Annotated in this window: 16 protein-coding genes; 11 read left to right on the top strand and 5 right to left on the bottom strand. The window is 48.5% G+C overall.

Going from position 1 to position 17,662, the window contains the following annotated elements:
• The first annotated feature begins 145 nt into the window (after positions 1–145).
• The 6 genes from FGT79_RS25100 (at position 146) to FGT79_RS25075 (ending at position 6,161) form a co-directional block, all read left to right on the top strand.
• The gene (locus FGT79_RS25100; RefSeq protein ID WP_138755589.1) at positions 146–1,297 is read left to right on the top strand and encodes a type III polyketide synthase; all 1,152 of its coding nucleotides are present in this window, start codon (positions 146–148) and stop codon (positions 1,295–1,297) included.
• Positions 1,290–2,042 (top strand): methyltransferase domain-containing protein, encoded by a 753-nt coding sequence (locus FGT79_RS25095; protein WP_171056451.1) that lies wholly within the window; start codon positions 1,290–1,292, stop codon positions 2,040–2,042. Before FGT79_RS25100 ends, FGT79_RS25095 begins: the two co-directional genes overlap by 8 nt.
• Entirely contained in the window at positions 2,026–3,171 is a 1,146-nt protein-coding gene (locus tag FGT79_RS25090) for an NAD(P)/FAD-dependent oxidoreductase (protein ID WP_138755587.1), read from the top strand. Before FGT79_RS25095 ends, FGT79_RS25090 begins: the two co-directional genes overlap by 17 nt.
• A gap of 33 nt (positions 3,172–3,204) precedes the next feature.
• Positions 3,205–5,361 (top strand): MMPL family transporter, encoded by a 2,157-nt coding sequence (locus tag FGT79_RS25085; protein ID WP_138755586.1) that lies wholly within the window; start codon positions 3,205–3,207, stop codon positions 5,359–5,361.
• Between the two features lie 133 nt (positions 5,362–5,494).
• Positions 5,495–5,965 carry a hypothetical protein gene (locus tag FGT79_RS25080; protein ID WP_138755585.1) on the top strand — a complete coding sequence of 157 codons (471 nt, stop codon included), beginning with the start codon at positions 5,495–5,497 and terminating at the stop codon, positions 5,963–5,965.
• A complete protein-coding gene (locus FGT79_RS25075; protein WP_138755584.1) occupies positions 5,937–6,161 on the top strand; it encodes a hypothetical protein in 225 nt (74 codons plus the stop codon). Before FGT79_RS25080 ends, FGT79_RS25075 begins: the two co-directional genes overlap by 29 nt.
• A 157-nt stretch (positions 6,162–6,318) precedes the next feature.
• On the opposite strand, the gene FGT79_RS25070 is transcribed toward FGT79_RS25075, so the two are convergent.
• Entirely contained in the window at positions 6,319–7,368 is a 1,050-nt protein-coding gene (locus tag FGT79_RS25070; RefSeq protein ID WP_246096613.1) for a ParB/RepB/Spo0J family partition protein, read from the bottom strand.
• 256 nt (positions 7,369–7,624) lie between these two features.
• Here FGT79_RS25070 and FGT79_RS25065 point away from each other — a divergent pair, with 256 nt between their 5' ends.
• Positions 7,625–9,382, top strand: a complete 1,758-nt coding sequence (locus FGT79_RS25065) for a methyl-accepting chemotaxis protein (RefSeq protein ID WP_138755583.1) — start codon at positions 7,625–7,627, stop codon at positions 9,380–9,382.
• Positions 9,383–9,464: 82 nt separating this feature from the next.
• Here the strand turns inward: FGT79_RS25065 and FGT79_RS25060 are convergent, their stop codons facing one another.
• Complete coding sequence (locus FGT79_RS25060) at positions 9,465–10,133, bottom strand: AlkZ-related protein (RefSeq protein WP_138755582.1); 669 nt, start codon at positions 10,131–10,133, stop codon at positions 9,465–9,467.
• 179 nt (positions 10,134–10,312) lie between these two features.
• On the opposite strand from FGT79_RS25060, the gene FGT79_RS25055 reads away from it, so the two are divergent.
• Together FGT79_RS25055 and FGT79_RS25050 are read left to right on the top strand one after the other, a co-directional pair.
• Positions 10,313–10,768, top strand: coding sequence for a GNAT family N-acetyltransferase (locus tag FGT79_RS25055; RefSeq protein WP_138755581.1), 456 nt, complete (start codon positions 10,313–10,315; stop codon positions 10,766–10,768).
• Between the two features lie 32 nt (positions 10,769–10,800).
• Positions 10,801–11,553, top strand: a complete 753-nt coding sequence (locus FGT79_RS25050; protein WP_138755580.1) for a spermidine synthase — start codon at positions 10,801–10,803, stop codon at positions 11,551–11,553.
• Between the two features lie 61 nt (positions 11,554–11,614).
• Here FGT79_RS25050 and FGT79_RS25045 read toward each other — a convergent pair whose 3' ends face one another.
• On the bottom strand, positions 11,615–11,809 hold the full coding sequence (locus FGT79_RS25045; RefSeq protein ID WP_138755579.1) for a hypothetical protein: 195 nt from the start codon (positions 11,807–11,809) through the stop codon (positions 11,615–11,617).
• Positions 11,806–12,738, bottom strand: coding sequence for an AraC family transcriptional regulator (locus tag FGT79_RS25040; protein ID WP_138755578.1), 933 nt, complete (start codon positions 12,736–12,738; stop codon positions 11,806–11,808). The genes FGT79_RS25045 and FGT79_RS25040 overlap by 4 nt, the downstream gene beginning before the upstream one ends.
• A 145-nt stretch (positions 12,739–12,883) precedes the next feature.
• Here FGT79_RS25040 and FGT79_RS25035 point away from each other — a divergent pair, with 145 nt between their 5' ends.
• Complete coding sequence (locus tag FGT79_RS25035) at positions 12,884–15,811, top strand: family 78 glycoside hydrolase catalytic domain (protein ID WP_138755577.1); 2,928 nt, start codon at positions 12,884–12,886, stop codon at positions 15,809–15,811.
• Positions 15,812–15,909: 98 nt separating this feature from the next.
• Here FGT79_RS25035 and FGT79_RS25030 read toward each other — a convergent pair whose 3' ends face one another.
• Positions 15,910–16,395, bottom strand: a complete 486-nt coding sequence (locus FGT79_RS25030; protein WP_138755576.1) for a DinB family protein — start codon at positions 16,393–16,395, stop codon at positions 15,910–15,912.
• Between the two features lie 117 nt (positions 16,396–16,512).
• Here FGT79_RS25030 and FGT79_RS25025 point away from each other — a divergent pair, with 117 nt between their 5' ends.
• Positions 16,513–17,460: a helix-turn-helix transcriptional regulator gene (locus tag FGT79_RS25025; RefSeq protein ID WP_138755575.1), complete on the top strand. Its 948-nt coding sequence runs from the start codon at positions 16,513–16,515 to the stop codon at positions 17,458–17,460.
• Positions 17,461–17,662 lie beyond the last annotated feature (202 nt).

Below are 17,662 nucleotides of genomic sequence, written 5' to 3'. Positions count from 1 at the left end.
TGAAAATTAGATTTCATGTTTATTACAAATGCTTGGTAATGCCTGTCATATTCACGTACATATATGGAAGAAAGGCTGAATAGACTTGTTTAAAGCAGATGACTTGTCCGAAAACGTGTTTCCAGAGAGGATGGAATATGACGATATGATGCAACCACAACCGAGCATTGCGATTTTGGGAATAGGCACAGCTGTGCCGCCTCATTTGCTTGATCAGGCTGATACGGCGCGGCGGCTAGTTGAAGCGCTGGGAGACAAGACAGACGCCGCCCGGTGGGGAAGGCGAATCTTTAAGCAATGCGGCGTACAAAGCCGCTATACTTGCGAGCCGAATCTGCTCTCGGAGGCCGCCGAGTGCCGTTACCTGCCGAGCTTATCCGCACATAAAGCCCCATCGACGGCTGAGCGGATGGACACGTATAAGCGGGAGTCGGTACCGCTCGGGCTGCAAGCAGCAAGACAAGCCTTAGCTGACGGCGAGGTGGAGCCCCGAGATGTGACCCATCTCATAACAGTCAGTTGCACAGGTCAATTTTTGCCAGGGCTTGATACCGCAATTATTCATCAGCTTGGTCTGTCGCCTAGCATAACTCGGATTCCTCTGAATTTTCTGGGCTGCGCGGCCGGGCTCAAAGCGATCGGTTTGTCGCGCCAACTGGTCTTGAACGACAGCCATGCCTATGTGCTCATCGTTTGCGTCGAGCTGTGTACGCTGCATATTCAGCCTTCTGGCGATAAAGAATCGCTGTTTGCCGCTTCTTTCTTCGGCGACGGTGCATCAGCTTGTGTCGTTGGAGCAGTCAAGTCGCTGAGCAAGCCGATATTTGTACTCGGTCAGGAGAGATCAGTGCTGCTGCAAGGCTGCGCCGATGAGATGGTGTGGGAGGTGGGCAACCATGGCTTTGATCTTTATCTGTCACCTCATATTCCGAGGCTCATTGGTGAGTTTATCCCTCCTGAGGTAGAGCAACTATGCGCAGAAGAAGAGCTGGAGCTGTGGGCCATCCATCCAGGCGGCAAGGGAATCATTGATGTTTTGCAAACGAAATTTGAACTGACGGATGAGCAAATCTCTCATAGTCTAGGTGTGCTTCGTGATTACGGGAACGTATCGTCCGCAACGATCCTGTTCGTACTGAACGCGATGAGGCAGCAGCTTCATGAACGCGGATCGGGGGCTGCGAGCGGCATTGCATTGGCTTTCGGTCCGGGGCTGACCGCCGAGATGATCAAGATCGCTTATGTTCCAGCCGCTCTAGAGCAGCAGCAGCGTGAATCAGATGAAGCCTATGCCTAGAGGGCTTCGTGATCGCACGGCAACTGCGGAACTAATGGATGATTTCTCGATGGGCGGACAGGAACTGAATGAGGCGCTGCGCCATCTGCGCAGGCTGAACCGGATTTTTGCTGCGAGTGCTCCAACGCTGTTTGGAGTCAAGCGTCTTTGGAAGCGAGCAGGCAAACCACATCGTTTGTCTGTTCTCGATATTGGTGCGGGCTCGGGAGATGTGAATAGACAGCTGCTGAAATGGGCGGATCAGAGGGGAATTACGATAGCGGTTCAGCTTGTAGATGTGACTGAGGAGGCATGCGCGGAAGCGCGCCGTTATTATCGGAACGAGCCGCGGATTCAGGTCGTACAAGGCGATTTGTTTGCTTTGCCTGTAGGGAGCGCCGACATCGTAACCGCGACGCAGTTTCTCCATCATTTTGATGAAGGTGAATTGCCTCATGCTGCTCGCTGTATGCTGCAAGCTTCAAAGATGGGTATCGTTGTTAACGATATCCATCGTCACACGCTGGCATGGATTGCGGTATGGCTGACGACGCGTCTGATTTCCTCCAATCGCTATATTCGGAATGATGGACCTTTATCGGTGGCAAAAGGGTTTCGCGCTGAGGATTGGGAGAAGCTCGGACAAGCGCTCGGCACTAAGGAGATGTATTACAGCTGGAGGCCGCTGTTTCGTTATGCTGTAGTGATCGATAAGCAACAGTCTGAGAGAAAGGGTGGAGCTGAGCGGGATGACAAGAATCTATGATGCGGCTGTGCTGGGAGCGGGACTTGCAGGCAGCAGCCTAGCGAAGTCGCTCGCCGACAAGGGTTGGGATACGTTGCTGGTCGATCGGCAGCTGTTTCCGCGGCATAAGGTATGCGGAGAGTTTCTGTCTCCAGAATCCCAGAGCACGCTGCAGTCATTCGGGTTACACGAAGCTATTGCGTCACTGGAGCCGCGCCGGATCAGCTTGGCGCGGCTGATCTTCGAGAACGGGTCCGAAGTGGAGCTTCCGCTTCCTGGAGAAGCTATGGGCCTCAGTCGTTATTCACTAGACGCTGCGCTGCATCGAACCGCTCAGCAAGCGGGGGCAAGCTTACAGACAGGAACGACGGTGAAGGATGTTCGCCGAGCGGGCTATGGCTTCAGTGTAATGACCAAGCAGGGTGGGCAAAGGTGCAGCGTGGGGGCGCGGATTGTTATCGCAGCATGGGGATCGAATGGACATGCGGGGCTGCCTGGCTATCGCCGAGAAGACCCAGCGAAGCCGTCTTTCATGGGGGTGAAAACCCATTTCAGCGGTATCGTCATGGAGCCGGTTATCGAGCTGTATTTTTTCCGTGGCGGCTATATGGGTTTATGCCCAGTTGAAGGTGGTCTCGTGAACGCTTCAGCGCTGCTGCGGCGGGATGCTTTCGTGAACGCAGGCCAAACGGTGCTTTCGATCATACAAGCGGCCGCCAGACGTAACCCTATGCTGAATCGGAAGCTGGCACAGGCGGCTATGGTAAAGGGTACACAAGCTGCGGTCGCACCTGTTCAGTTGAACCGTAAGCTGCTCGCATGGGACGGTCTGCCGCTGCTAGGCGATTCGGCCACGATGATTCCTCCGCTGTGCGGGGATGGCATGTCGATGGCACTTCGTTCCAGTGCGATTTGCGCACCTCTCGCTGATCGTTGCCTACGCGGAGAGCTCTCGCACGCAGAGTGGGAGCAAACATATACGCAGGCGGTTCGCAAGGAATTCAAGGGGCCGCTGCAATGGGGCCGTCTTCTGCAAGGGCTGCTCAGCCTGTCGAACACCGAAAGCTGGCTGCCGCATGCTGCAAGACTGGCTCCGGGACTAGCGCAGCAGCTTGTTCAGGCAACGAGACTGAAGCCGTATAGCTGCTGAGAGAATTATACGGCTGCGGAAGGGGGCATGTGCATGGGGGTAGACCGAATAGCGCTATTTTCCTTCCGCTTTCCTAAAGTTATTGTCTTCTTATGGGCTGCTGTACTTATAGCGCTGGGTGGTTATGCTCTTAAGCTGGATGAGGTCGTACAGGACCACGGCTTGTATCCAGAGCATGGCGCCTATGCGGAGGTTGAACAGGCATTGACAGCGAGGTTCAACCTGCCTGCAGCTCCTGTAATACTTGTGTTCGTGAAGGAAGAAGGAATTGGCCAGACTCGTTTCAACAGGTACATCGAGCAGACGCTGAACGGGTTAAGGGGACTCGGCGGATTGAGCGCAATCGCTTCTCCGCTTGAGCGGAGCGGGATGATGGATGGTAACGAAGCTTATGCAATTCTAACCTTCACGAAGCCCGTTTATCGTATGGGCGCTGTACTAGATGAGCTTGATCGCCGACTGCCCATCTACGAGGGGATTTCCGTGAAGGCAACTGGCAAATCCGCCGTACAGGCAGACGTAAACAAAGCCAGTCATCGCGATTTGGCTAGAGCGGAGATGGTCGGCATACCGCTTGCTTTCATGGCTTTATGGCTCGTATTCAGAAAGGTTGCCATCGCACTTCTTCCCGTCATCATCGGGGCAGCGGGAGTTGCGATAGCGATGGGGCTGATGTACATGATCGGGACAAAGGTGGCTTTATCTAATTTTGTCCTCAATGTGATTCCCATGGTGGGGCTTGCTTTGAGCATTGATTTTGCGCTCATGCTCGTCAGCCGTTTTCGTATGGAGCTTATGCTCTGTATTGTCCCTTTAGAAGCATTAGCTGTATCTATGAAAACAGCGGGAAGGGCAATCTTCGTGTCAGCAGCGAGTGTACTTCTAGGCTTGCTGAGTTTTATTTGGATTCCGCTCCCGATGTTTTCGTCCATTGCGGTCAGTGCGATGACTGTCGTAGCCGTATCTTTGCTGCTGGCTTTCACGCTGCTGCCTGCATTGCTTTCATTAAGTCTGCCAGTTCTTCTAGCTAAGTCGTACAAGCCAGCGGATGGAGATAATCGTGCAGGCGGCACGGCTTTTCTATCTCGCTACGTCATGAGGCGGCCTGCACTTACAGGTTTGTTTGCCGGCGGACTACTGCTGCTTTGCCTTCTTCCTTTAGGAAATATGCGAATGGAAATTCCTGATGAGAGCTCCTTGCCGCAGGACTATCATTCCCGAATAGCCGCGGAAACCTATACGAGTATCCGCGGCCACTCTTTGCTATCAGACGTTTATGTATTGATTGAAGGAGAAGGCTTGTTTCTTCAGCAATCGGATTGGAATGCCGCTTATGCCCTGATTCAGAAATGGGAGAGCGATTCGGCGGTGTCTGAGGTTGATTCAGTTTTCAGTACGCAGCCGCTCTCTCCAGAGCAATGGCTTGCGGTTGCTTCCAATCCGGTGCAGAGGCATAAGCATGAAGCTGCTCTAAAATCCTATTTGAGCGGGAATAGGATGCTTGTACATCTTACATTGGCGGCAGATCGCTCCTCGCCGGATGCAATCCAATGGGTGAGAGATTGGGAGAGGAGAGATTGGATATCGCCGCTCCGTTTCAAGTTAGGGGGCGAAGCGAAATATCGGCAGGAGGTATATGACCAAGTACTCGGAAGTCTCGGATATGTGCTGGCGTTTTTGCTTTTGTCCAATTTTTTTGTACTGTTCATCGCCTTTCGCTCCGTCCTGATTGCAGTCAAGACGATCTTACTTAATCTTCTAAGCATTGCAGCAGCATTTGGGATCCTAACCTTGATTTTTAACGAAGGCATGTTAGGCTTGGAGCCAAGCCGTATTGCGATTATGATTCCCGTATTTATATTTGGTCTTGTATTTGGCATCAGCATGGATTACAGCGTATTTCTCGTTTCACGAATTAATGAGGAATACAAACTGACGGGCAGCAATGAGCAGGCTGTTCGCAATGGGCTGGCTTCCGTCAGTGGAGTCATAACGTCTGCGGCGGCGATTATGATTGCTGTCACGGCTCCATTTGCGTTCGGTGAGGTTACCGGGGTGAAACAACTGGGTATGGGCATTGCCATAGCGATTTTTATTGATGCGACAGTTGTGAGGCTGCTGCTTGTGCCTTCCTTGATGCTGTTGTTTGGCAAATGGAACTGGTGGGCACCGGGGTGGATAAGGCGTTAAATTTCACGACTGTTTATGCGAGGGGTACGAACGCCTTTTTATGGATACGAATAGTTAAACGCGGTATGAAACAAATGGACAAATTTACCGTCTAATAAATAATCAGTAAATGAAAGGCGGTATACCATTGCTCATGGCTAGGTTCTTAATCATGTGGATTCCGTTCGTACTATGGTTTTCTGTTGCAGCGTGGGGCTTGGAGCTTTGGGAAGGCTATAAAATTACAACGACAGAATATTATGGGCTTCGCAATATCGGGTTTGCCTTTCTAGCAATAATTGTGTTGGCTGCGATTGTTTTATACGTAATTGCAGCAGGTCCGCTCACTATCGTATTGTACCGATTTATTCCTTATTTCCCTGTGCGAATGTTCATTTATGCCATTGCAGGCGGGGCGAGCGGCGTTTGGGTATTCCGCAATATGTATAATGATTACTTTGTCAGAGGCTATGATCTGAATATGAGCAGCGCCATTCTTATATTCACAGCAATGGGTCTTGCATACGCGATAACTGATTATTGGCTGCAGATTCAGATTAGAAGGAAAGACGGACGATGGGAATTCGGAAATCGGGATGAAACCATTCGTAACCAAGGTGAATAGGAGGGGAAAATACGAAGACGGCAAGCCTTATCGGAAGCAGGTGTATGCCTTGTCCGAAATAAGCGATGTGATCGAACGCTTCGGGTTTCCACAAGCATGGAATGAAGACGGCAGCAACGGACCCGAACGTTATATTGAGGTTCAGATTTGGGATGACGCACCGTTAAAGTATATGCTGCTGGATGCTTATCGCTGAATAAATCGAAAAACCACTGCCTAGGTGAGATGATTGTAATCATCTCGCAATAGGCAGTGGTTTTTTTCAACGCCAAATTGGGCTTTATAGTTCCGCTGAGTTGAGCAGGTTATGGCAAGTAGCGGAGCTGGTTGTGCGATGACGCGTACGTATACGACTAATCGGATGACCCAACGGTTTGAAGCCGGCTGCTGGCGAAATCACGGGCGCTTCTCCAATCAGCAAGGTGTTTCTCAAGCTGCTGGATGACAGCGTCTACCCCTTGGATGAAAGGAACCTGTCTGCTCGCTTGAATCGACGCAACCGATTGAAGCATTTCTGCTGTCAAAGCGCTGTGGGGTGGAAGAAGGGACGCAAGCTGCTCTAGCGCAAGCTCGATAGGCGTAGCAGCTGCTCCTGTTCTGCTTGCTTGCTGCTCAGCAGCAAGAGCAGGTGCTGCTTGCTTCTCAGCCTTAGGAGGTACAGGCTTAGGTTCGGCAGCGGGTTTCGCGCGTTCGGCTTTATTCTGTTCGTGGGTAGACCACGTTTCAATTAACCCGCTGCCGGATTTGAAGAGCAGCTTGTCCTTATTGCTGTCTGAGATGGTTTTATCTTTGAACAGCTTAGCTATTTTTTTCACATCGCTTACAGGAAGCTCGTCTCTAGCTGCAATAAGGGCTAGTGCGTCACGATGCTCCATCGGCAAATCCTTCAGGGGAAGAAGCTGATCCTCCGTTAGTCTGTCTTTTTTAATTTCAGTACCGCCGACGATCAGCCTCTTAACTGCATTGCTGAACTTCAACAGCTCGCATTTGTTTTTAATATAGGATTCCGGCTTACCTAGCTTGGCAGACAGAAATTTAGTCGAGCTTCGGAATTTGGAATCATTCAGCAGCTTATTGAAGGCCTCGGCCTCCTCAATTGGCGAGAATCCTTCACGGGTCAAGTTTTCCGCGATTTGCTCCAAATAGATTTCCATCTCGTCCGTGACGTTAGAGACGATACACGGGATAGTCGCTTTGCCAAGCATCTTGCTTGCTTTGTAACGGCGGTTGCCATAAATGATTTTGTAGCGGCCGCCCGGTGTCGTTCTTACTTTAATGGGAGAGAGCAGGCCGATCTCATCAATGCTCTTCATCAGCTCCTGCAGCGCTTCTTCGTCGAATTGGTACCGGGGCTGATCAGTATCCTCATCAATTAAATCTGTTCTGATTTCAAAAATATCCATATGAATTCTCCTTATGGTTAAGCTATAACTTTCAACGTACATGTTCAGTTGCTCGCTTGTTCTATTATATCGCAATGGTAGAAATGTGGGAACGCTGTCTATCGTGCTAGTCGGAAGCCATATTAAGTTTGGATTTTTTTCCCCGAATATCGAAAGACGGTGGTATGATAAGAAAAATAACATCGTTCATCATCAGCCCATCTAATCCAGAGCGACAACTCGGCATGAAGGGCGAACAGCAGAGGGGAAAGCAGCTATGGTAACGGTATTGAAAAAACATTTGATCGTCCGTATTCTATGTGCAATGACCGCAGTCATGATCCTGATAGCAGCAGGGTACATCGGCACGCAGGTCGTGCAGTCGAGGACGGCGGTGGAAGAAGCGATTAATAGCTATAATATCCGAATCGCGGAGAGCTATGTCGCTACGCTGCAAGCAGATCAATATGCGGAATTTCTGAAAGAACCTAAGGAGACGGAGCTGTATTGGTCTCTTCGCGAGGAATTGAGTCATTTCCGTACGCAAATCGGAGCTCGTTACGTTTATTTTGTCCGTTTCGCTGATAATCAAGAGCCAAGAATAATGATAGACGGATTACCTAAGGATGATAGCGCAGCTTCCCCTATTGATGAAGTTACGGATATGCCTGTTACTGCTGCGGAAGATATTGCTGCTGGGAAGAGCGCGAGCTCACCGCTAATCGACAACCCTGTGTACGGCTCGTATTTATCTGCTTATGTTCCGATGAAAGATGCAGCCGGCAAGGTGATAGGAGCTATTGGTATCGACACAGATGCAGCCGTATTCCAACAGCTTGCCAAAAATGTGATTTGGGAGAGTGTTCCTCTCTACGTCTTGATGCTGGTTGTTACCTTTGTGCTCATTAGTGGAATCGTCTGGTTTGTGAGACGGTCGCTGCAGCCTTTGCAAATCGTGACCGCCAGTGCGGAGAAGATGGCCTCAGGTGATCTGGCAGCCGCTAATGCGATTTTACGTGCCAGCCCAGTCACATCGGTAGATGAAATCGGTACCGTGTATAAAGCGATGCTGACGATGTCTGAGAATTTGAATGAGCGTGTACGCGGCGTTGTCGTTAACGTAGAAAAGACATCGGAGCAGCTCGTTTCATCCTCACAGGCGTTTGCCAGCCATGCAGACCAGATGCTGCAAATGGGGGAGACGATGAACGGCTCCGTCCAGCATATTTATGAAGGTGCGCATGCGCAGAAGAAAAGCGCCGATGACAGTGCGCTTGCGATGGAAGAAATCACGATAGGCATTGTAAGAATTGCCGAGTCGTCCTCAACGGTGTCTGATGCAGCTGTACAGTCGCTCGAAACCGCACAGTCAGGTGAAGAGGCTATGAAGCTTCTGAATAGCCAGATTAGAAGTATAGCTGTATCTGCTGCTCAGACGCTTAATATAGCGAAGCAGTTGAAGGGATATACAAGCGAGATTGGACATGTAATCGGCTCGGTACGTGAGTTTGCTGATCAGACGAAGCTCCTTGCGTTAAACGCATCGATCGAAGCGGCAAGAGCGGGCGAGCATGGCGCTGGTTTCATGGTTGTAGCGCAAGAGGTTCGGAAGCTTGCCGAAGCATCTGCTGCTTCCGTCCAGCAAATTTCGACGCTGCTTGGCAACATCGAGGCAGAGTCTGGCAGAATTAGCGATGAAATGGACAGGGCTTCCAAGCAAATTGATGAGGGAGTAACTTTATCTAGTGAAGCAGCGGATTCCTTCCTGCAAGCAGTGGATTCGTTCCGCCTCGTCAGCGAGCAAATTATGGAGGTGTCAGCAGCAACGGAGCAATTGACAGCAGGTTCTGAGGAAGTTGCCGCAACCGTAACCAGCATCGCGTATATCGCGAGCGGAGTATCTGACCAAACGGAGCAAATTCAGGCGTTAACTGCGAAACAGCTTGATATGATGAAGCATGTGCAGGAGGCGTCGGCGCTGCTCAGCGAGAATACGAAAGATATGAGACAGGCTGTAGCGCAGGTCAACGTATAATCGTCAGCCGAACGGTTGAATAATTAAAGGGGGAGATGGCCGTTAGCCAGCGCTAACTAAGCATCTCCCCTTTGCTTATCTCCTACAAGGAAAACTGCAGCTTTTTATCCAAATACTTGAGCGCTTTTTCCGTACATACTTCAGCTAATTCTGCTTTGACAATCGTTTTCGCTTCTGTCATATGAAGCGGTGCCTCGGGTGTCTCGCTGAGCGTCTCGTAGAGCCAATGCTCAGAGGTTTCATAGCACATACTGCTCCACCCGCCCTCGAAATCACTCGCCAGTGCTCCGGTTATGACGATATCCGCATAGTTTTGCAAATCTACTAGCGCTCTTTCGTAATCTTTTTTCTGCTCCTTGGCGGTTAATCGCGATTCCTTGCGCAGATTCCTTGCATCAATATTGCCTGCTTCTTTAATAATTCGGTATAGATCCCGCGCATGCTGAGAGAGCAAACCGCTTTGATAACGCTCTTCTACGCTTTTTCCTTTTGAGAGCAGGAGCGGAATATGTGGGAACAAGCTGACCTGTATGAAGCATAATTTAGTTCCAAAAAACTTACCGTATGCCGCATGTTCGTCCTTGACAATTCTGACACGCCACAGCCAAGGATCTTGCTCGTTATCTTTGTGCCAGCTGTCGCTTGGGGCGACGGAGGTAAGCGAAGGGTGATCAGGGATCAGGTCGGAAAAGGGGAATATTTTATAGTGGTCAACCAACTGTACGAATTCGGGATATGTGGTAATACTCATGCGTTCACTCCTAATTTAAGTTACTCTAGTATTCTAGGCATTCCCATCGCAATCCTGCTTTACACGAAAGCTATCAAATAAAGCTTAGCGATTACGGTTACACTTTACCTGCAGGTGTATAATAATCTACTTGCACACAATTAAAGGATTAAGGATAAGAAGGAAGTGTATTTATTAGTATGATTAGAAGAATGGATATAACTGATCCACACGTCGCGGAGGAAGTGCTAGGCATTCAAATTCCATCCTACAAGGTAGAGGCGGAGCTGATCGGCTTTGAGGAGCTGCCTCCACTGAAGGATACCGTGGCAACACTGCGTAGTTGTGGCGAAGATTTCTACGGTTATTATTTGGACAGCGAGTTATGCGGGGCTATCTCCATAAAAGAGAAAGGGGATATCATTGACATTCATCGGTTGGTCGTTCACCCGCAGCATTTCCGTAAAGGAATTGCGAAGGAACTGCTTCGTTACGTAGAGAGTATGCTTGGTTCCGAAGGTGTTCTTATCGTTACAACAGGAACCGAAAATGCTCCAGCCGTATGCTTCTATAAGAAAAGCGGTTTTGTGGAAACTAACGTATTTCTGGTGGAAGGTCGTTTGTCGATTACGGCTTTCCAAAAGAACAAATCATAAGTTTTAATTTTGAGAGTAAGGAGAACGATTCATTGCAGCTATTAACGAAGGCAACCAGCGGGGCTCAAGAAGTTTCCGTTTATGAAGCCAATCAGCTATATGGGGAAATCGGTAAATTTCGATTTCTACAATTTTCTGACGATGCGATACAAGGTGCAATCGACTTGAAGGAGCCGAAGCGGATCGTGCTCGAATATCCAAGAGCGATGATCCACTTGATGGAGAGGAATAATCCTGCCTTCAATGATGTGTTTATAATTGGACATGGCATTGGGACAATTGCCGGCCATTACCCGAATAAGCGATTCGTTGTAGCCGAAATCGATGAGACGGTGATTGAGCTTAGCAAATCTTACTTTCATTACCACATGGATAATATACGAGTCGGGGACGGGCGCCAGCTTCTGGGCGAGCAGGAGCAGGGCAGCTTCGATTATATGATATTGGATGCGTTCACGGAGTCCGGTACACCCTATCATTTAATGACATTGGAGTTTATGGAGCTGGCCGTAGAGAAGCTTAATGATAGAGGCATGCTGCTCATGAATGTAACCGGAAAACTGAAGAATGATACCTTAATCGATGCTGTGTACACGACGCTCAAAGAAACCTTTATGTATGTCAAAGCATTCTCTCTCAAAGCGGAGCATCTTGCAGATGCCAGAAATATTATATTAGCAGGAAGCAACTGCTCCATTGCATATGAAACGATGGCTATGGCCGGTTTCTATGAGATTGGACTAGATGAGGGCTATGTCATGCGTGACAAACACGAACATAAGTGAGCATTCGCAAGAGGCTGCTGCTAGTAACGTGTACATTTAGCAAGCTTGCATCTTCATGGTGCTAACGTTTGTGCTGCAAAAGCTTCTCGGCAAGCTCTTTCGTAGAGCAATCCGCATATACTTCGACGGCATGACTGCGGCTGTTGATTGCCAATATTCGAATATCCTTCTTCTCTATTCCCATCCAATCCGATGAATGCCACGTTTTGCGGCAGACTAGGAAGCTATTTTCAAAAAAAATGACTTTCCATCTCATAAAAGCAGTTCTCTCCTTTGTCCGTCAGATGTCTCACAGGAGATATCCGGCTCCTGCTTACCTTGTACAATACGGCGATAGTCGCGTGGCGTCATGCCGACAATTCTTTTGAAATGTGTGAGAAAGGCATCGATATTTTTGTAGCCGACTTCTTCTGCGATCGTACTGATGTTTTGCTGTGAGCTTCTCAGAAGCTCGCAGCTTTTTTTGATCCGAAGCTGCTGCAAATACCGGAGAAAGGACTGTCCAGTATGAGCCTTGAATACACGGCCGAAATGTCGCTCACTCCACTGGCAGCGTTCGGCAAGCTGGCCGACTGTCATGTTCTCGTGCGAATGCTGTTCCATATAGATAAGAATTTGCTGGACAGAAACGGGCTTGCTCGATGGTTTGTTGAACTGTTGGACGAGTCTATGTATAGATACGAGCAGTTGTACGAGCAGTGATCGCAAGTAAGCATCCGATCCCATTTGCTGAGCACTGTACTCGCGGAATAGGCTGCAGAACAAGCCGTCGATGTGACCATCGGTATCAAAGATCGTTTGGATAGGTGAGGGCTGAGTAAGCTGCTGCTCTAGAATAGGTGCAATCGGTGGCGTTCCTCCTATCCAATCTCGCATGGCTACGAGCAAGGACGAACGGAAGACGCAGTTGTATACAATGAGCGGTGGACTGGTGCGTGAAGGTGTTGATGGCCGGAATACATGCGATAGGCCAGGCGGCAAAATAAACAACAGTCCCTTGTGCACAGTAACGATGGTTTCTCCGATATGATGAAAACCCTTGCCCTCTGCTACATAAGCAAGCTCGATGAAATCATGGTTATGGAGCGGGAGATCAAAACTTTCTGTAGCTCGGTTTACAAAGATGAACTCGTCTTCTTGCAGAAATTGCTCGACCCTGTACAACTGAGAATGTTTCGTAGACAAAGTGCTATTCCTCCCTCTTATCTATGTCTTTTTTCAAGGATTAAATGTCCGAAATGATAGTAATGTAGTTCATTGATTTTACTATAATGAGAGAGAGAATGCACGTGCAGGCGGCGGGTCGCTGGCACAGAGGGAGCTGGGTCACATGGTTAATAACTATTGGAATGCGAGCTGGGTATGGGGCGGGGTGGATGAGAGTCCGCGTAATGAATGGCGTTGCTTTCGAAAAAGCTTCGTGCCTCCACAAACCGCTGATAGCTCTGCGGAGCAGTGTTCAACGGTTCTGCGAATTAGCGCTGACTCCCGTTATGTTCTTTATATAAACGGCAAGCAGGTAGGCAGAGGACCTGTTCGCTCGTGGACGGTTGAGCAATTTTATGATTCCTATGAGATTGGACATTTAATAATTCCGGGACAGCTCAACACGATCGCCGTATTCGTGCTTCATTATGGCGTATCCACCTTCTATTATGTGCGAGGACGCGGCGGCTTGCTTGTACAGATCGACAGCCTTCAGTCATCAAGTGCCGAAATGCTGCTTGCCACGGATCATACTTGGAAAACCTCCATTCACGAAGGGCATCATACACGTACGCCGCGAATGTCCTGCCAGCAGGGATTTTCCGAGTATGTGGATGCAGGCTTATGGCCAGATCAATGGCTTGAGACCGACTATGATGATCAAAGCTGGGAGCAGTCGCATGTGATTGGAGAAGTGGGAGCAGGCCCTTGGCTGTCGCTTAAGGAACGCGATATTCCTTTTTTAGCGGAATATCTGGTCTATCCCTCACGGATTCTGTCGTTGAACAGTGTCCGTTCTTTTACATATTCGACAGCAATTGATATGCGCAATCATATGGTTGCAGGCAGTGAGGATCACGCCAATATAGTTGGTTTCACCGGTTATGCGGCAACGACCCTTCGTGCGGAAGAGGAGACGGAGATTATATTAGGCTTTCCCTCTGCAGGAGAATGCGTAGGCTCGATATCGCTGAATGGGAATAAGCTGAGCGAGGAGCTTTTTACAGGTGAGATGCCGGAACGCTATGCTTCTGTTACGCTCCATAAAGGTGATAATTTGCTGCTAATCGATGTTAGCGGACGAATGCATACGGGCAAGTTGCATATCGGTATTTACAGCGAGTCAGCTGTTGCTTTGAGAAGTCCGCTGCTTACAGCGGAAGCAAGTCAACAAGAGAGCAAATCTCCCTATATTTCGATCGGACCTTTTGATTCGACGTTTTATCTCGATCACCAGGCGACGAGAGAAATCGATTTCGAGGACTTGACCTATAAAGAGGTTATTGACAAAGTAGTTGTTGCCGAGGATTTAGCCGAATATGCAGCTTTTATTCACGAGATTAATGAACGCTATGTGAGTGAAGCAGATGTATTCGGGCTGTCCGTCTGGAGAAGAGCGAGCAACCCCCATCCCGTCCCTGCAGCGCTGCAAAATGCGATTATTCCGAATGCGGAAGCCGGTATCATTCCGATGTATTCCGGCTTCGATACAGAGCTTATTATTGATTTCGGCAAGGAGCTTACGGGTTATCTCTCGTTTGAACTCGAGGCAGGAGCGGGAACTATACTGGATTTCTATGGATTCGAGTATATGACGGAGGATTACAGGCAGGATACGTTCGGGCTCGATAATACACTTCGTTATGTGTGCAAAGAGGGCAGACAACAATACGTATCACCGATACGAAGAGGACTCCGTTATTTAATGCTGACGGTTCGGGAGGCTGCACGTTCGGTTAAGCTAATCAACGTTCACTATATGGCCAATCATTATCCGGTTGCTGATATCGGCAGCTTTGAGTGTTCAGATCCGCTGCTAAATGACATTTGGGAAATTAGCCGTCATACGACGAGGCTTTGCATGGAAGATACGTTTGTGGATTGCCCTGCCTATGAGCAAGTCTTCTGGGTAGGAGATAGCCGCAACGAAGCACTTGTCAGCAACTATTTGTTTGGCGTCAATGACATTGTGAAGCGCTGTTTGAGACTTGTTCCAGGCTCCAAAGATCAAACGCCGCTATTTGCCGATCAGGTACCAAGTGGGTGGAGCAGTGTTATCCCGAATTGGACGTTTTTCTGGGCGATTGCTTGCCGGGAATACGTGGAGCAGACAGGAGATATGAGCTTTGCTGCTGAGATATATCCGCATATTCGTTTCACCCTTGGGCATTATCTGAAAGAAATGAATGAAGATGGCCTTCTTGCGATTAAAGGGTGGAATTTACTCGACTGGTCGCCGATTGATCAGCCGAATGACGGAATCGTGACACATCAGAATTGCTTCTTGGTCAAAACATTGCGTGTAGCTGCTGAGATGGCTGTCTTCGCCAATGATCCGGAAGGAGAGCTTCAATTAACAAAAGCGGCAAGCTTGCTTCAAGCTGCTATTAATAAGCATCTGTGGTCGGAGGAAAAGTCTGCTTATTTGGACTGCATTCATGTGGATGGACGCAGATCCGATATTTTTTCAATGCAGACGCAGGTTGTCGCTTATTTGACAGGTGTAGCGCAAGCTGAGCGAAGCGATATAGTGGAAAGCTATTTATTGGAGGCACCTGAGCCTTTTGTTCAAATTGGCAGTCCATTTATGTCCTTCTTCTATTATGAGGCGTTATCGAAATCGGGTCAGCACACAGCTATCGTAGAGGATATTCGCTCGAATTTCGGACAAATGATCGAGCATGGTGCTACAACCTGCTGGGAGATGTATCCCAATTTCGCGGAAAATAGAGCGAATCCCAACATGCTGACGAGAAGTCACTGTCATGCTTGGTCGGCTGCTCCGGCTTATTTTCTTGGTCGAGAGGTGCTCGGCATTCGAAGTGCGGCGATCGGCTGGTCAGAGGTGGACATTCGCCCAGAGCCGTGCGGTCTTTCATGGTCGAAAGGGAGCGTGCCGCTGCCTGATGCAGGTCGTATCGATGTATCATGGAAGCTAGTAGGAGATGAGATGATCGATATTTTTGTGCAATATCCTGATTCAGTCAAAGTAAATATAATCGTACCTGAGGGCTACCGAGGAAACATTAGAGAAAAGAAGCTAGTTGTGTAGGTTGTTTTGAATAAGGTAAGGTGTGGCATTCTTCTATAATAAGGACAAATAAGCTCTCTCTGTCTTCTGGCAGCGGAGAGCTTATTTGTATAGCTTGTTTAGTACAGGTCAAACATGTTGACTTCATAGCCTTGCATTTTCAAATACGTAAACAGCTGAGCACGGTGATGCTGCGCGTGAGTCGTTATTTCTACAAGCCATTTAGCTTGCACGGTGCCATGCTCCAGATAGAAGGGCGTTGTGATTTTATGAAGGAAATCGTCCTCGGAAAGACTCTGCATATAAGCTTTAACTTCTTGAAGCCCAGTAGACATCCAGCTCACAAGGCGTTCGATGTCAGAGTCTGCCGCGATGTCGGCCTCCAGCTTACGGATTACGTCTTCACTGTTTTCTTGTAGTATGAGCAAATCAGAAGACGGAACGGAAACGAGATGCTCGGTCAGCTCCAGCAAAGATCTCATATTGGCGTGCGGCCTGAAGCTCCAATGCTCAGGTGAAATTTTACGGATAAGATTGGTGGATGTTTTGACGATATGTTCTAATTCTTCGAGAAGCAAAGCTTTCACTTCATTTACAGGCGGCATGTGGTTTCGCTCCATTCATATATCGTTCATAGTATGCCTAGGTAGGCTCGTTTCTAATTGTAGACTATAATAGTGACAAGAGTTGTCACAAATAAAAAGGGGAGGTGGAGAATAATCGTGTCGAAGTCGAAACGACTGATGGAATTGATGATGACGGTTAACCGCAAACGGAAATTTACCGTCAAGGAGCTTGCTCAGGAGTTTGAAGTATCAACGCGCACGATGCTAAGAGACTTGCAGGAGCTAAGTGAGCTTGGTGTTCCCTTATATTCGGAGGTAGGACCACATGGCGGTTATCAGGTGCTGAATGAAAGAATACTGCCGCCAATCGCGTTTACAGAAGAGGAAGCGGTCGCTATCTTTTTCGCGAGCCATGCTCTGCGTCATTACACCTATCTCCCTTTTAAAGAAGAAGCATCCTCGGCCCTCAGCAAGTTTTACTTCTATATGACGGGGGAAGTTCGCGACCGAATTGACCAGATGAAACATAGAATTGATATTTTCACGCCAGAAAGAAGCTCCGAGGTACCGTTTTTATCCATATTGCTTGAAGCATCCATTCATCAAAAAGTGCTTCATATTGGCTATGGTTCGCGAGACGGAGAGTTAAGTAGACCAATTCAACCGATTGGCATTTATGCCAGTAATGGTTTTTGGTACTGCTCTGCTTATTGTTTTGTTCGAGAAGAGCTTCGATTATTTCGGTGCGATCGCATTCGAACAGCTGAGTATGATTCGACTGGAGTGGTACCCATGGATTTCTATGAAGTTCATCTTGATAATAGGGATGAATATTTCCAAACGGAGGTAATCTATACTGAGATTTATGTAGACCTGAGCAGGGAAGGCGTGCAGCGCTGTGAGACAGAGCTATGGCCGATGCCTACGCTTCATGTTCGGGAGGACGGCACAGGCTGGCTGAACGGGACGGTTCGGCAAGTGGACATTCCTTATTATTCGAAGTTTTTTATGGGGTTAGGTAATGAGGCAACAGTAAAGAGACCGGCGGATCTTATTGAAAGCATGAAGTCGATATTATTGGCTATGATGACGAAGTATGTATAGTTCCCGGCAAAAAGGTTCAGACTGTTTGAAGTGGTTCTTAAATTAATTTTAAAAAACACTTGCATTACTATGCTTGTCCATGGTATATTCTTATTCCGGCCAAGAAATACACCGGAACACAAGAAAAAAGCTTGCTCTTTGAAAACTGAACAACGAGTAATAACTGCCTCGCAAATCCTTCGGGATAAGCGAAAAAGCGATA

The organism is Paenibacillus sinopodophylli (assembly GCF_005930355.1).
GTDB classification, from domain to species: domain Bacteria; phylum Bacillota; class Bacilli; order Paenibacillales; family Paenibacillaceae; genus Pristimantibacillus; species Pristimantibacillus sinopodophylli.
Note: the sequence above shows the minus strand (reverse complement) of the source record. Positions and strands in the feature narration are given on the sequence as shown.

Coding starts and splice junctions, on each gene's coding strand:
- FGT79_RS25070 (WP_246096613.1), bottom strand. CDS start 7,368: ATGGATATTTTTGAAATCAGAACAGATTTAATTGATGAGGATACTGAT.
- FGT79_RS25035 (WP_138755577.1), top strand. CDS start 12,884: ATGGTTAATAACTATTGGAATGCGAGCTGGGTATGGGGCGGGGTGGAT.
- FGT79_RS25085 (WP_138755586.1), top strand. CDS start 3,205: ATGGGGGTAGACCGAATAGCGCTATTTTCCTTCCGCTTTCCTAAAGTT.
- FGT79_RS25030 (WP_138755576.1), bottom strand. CDS start 16,395: ATGCCGCCTGTAAATGAAGTGAAAGCTTTGCTTCTCGAAGAATTAGAA.
- FGT79_RS25075 (WP_138755584.1), top strand. CDS start 5,937: ATGAAACCATTCGTAACCAAGGTGAATAGGAGGGGAAAATACGAAGAC.
- FGT79_RS25095 (WP_171056451.1), top strand. CDS start 1,290: ATGCCTAGAGGGCTTCGTGATCGCACGGCAACTGCGGAACTAATGGAT.
- FGT79_RS25090 (WP_138755587.1), top strand. CDS start 2,026: ATGACAAGAATCTATGATGCGGCTGTGCTGGGAGCGGGACTTGCAGGC.
- FGT79_RS25100 (WP_138755589.1), top strand. CDS start 146: ATGATGCAACCACAACCGAGCATTGCGATTTTGGGAATAGGCACAGCT.
- FGT79_RS25055 (WP_138755581.1), top strand. CDS start 10,313: ATGATTAGAAGAATGGATATAACTGATCCACACGTCGCGGAGGAAGTG.
- FGT79_RS25065 (WP_138755583.1), top strand. CDS start 7,625: ATGGTAACGGTATTGAAAAAACATTTGATCGTCCGTATTCTATGTGCA.
- FGT79_RS25060 (WP_138755582.1), bottom strand. CDS start 10,133: ATGAGTATTACCACATATCCCGAATTCGTACAGTTGGTTGACCACTAT.
- FGT79_RS25045 (WP_138755579.1), bottom strand. CDS start 11,809: ATGAGATGGAAAGTCATTTTTTTTGAAAATAGCTTCCTAGTCTGCCGC.
- FGT79_RS25080 (WP_138755585.1), top strand. CDS start 5,495: ATGGCTAGGTTCTTAATCATGTGGATTCCGTTCGTACTATGGTTTTCT.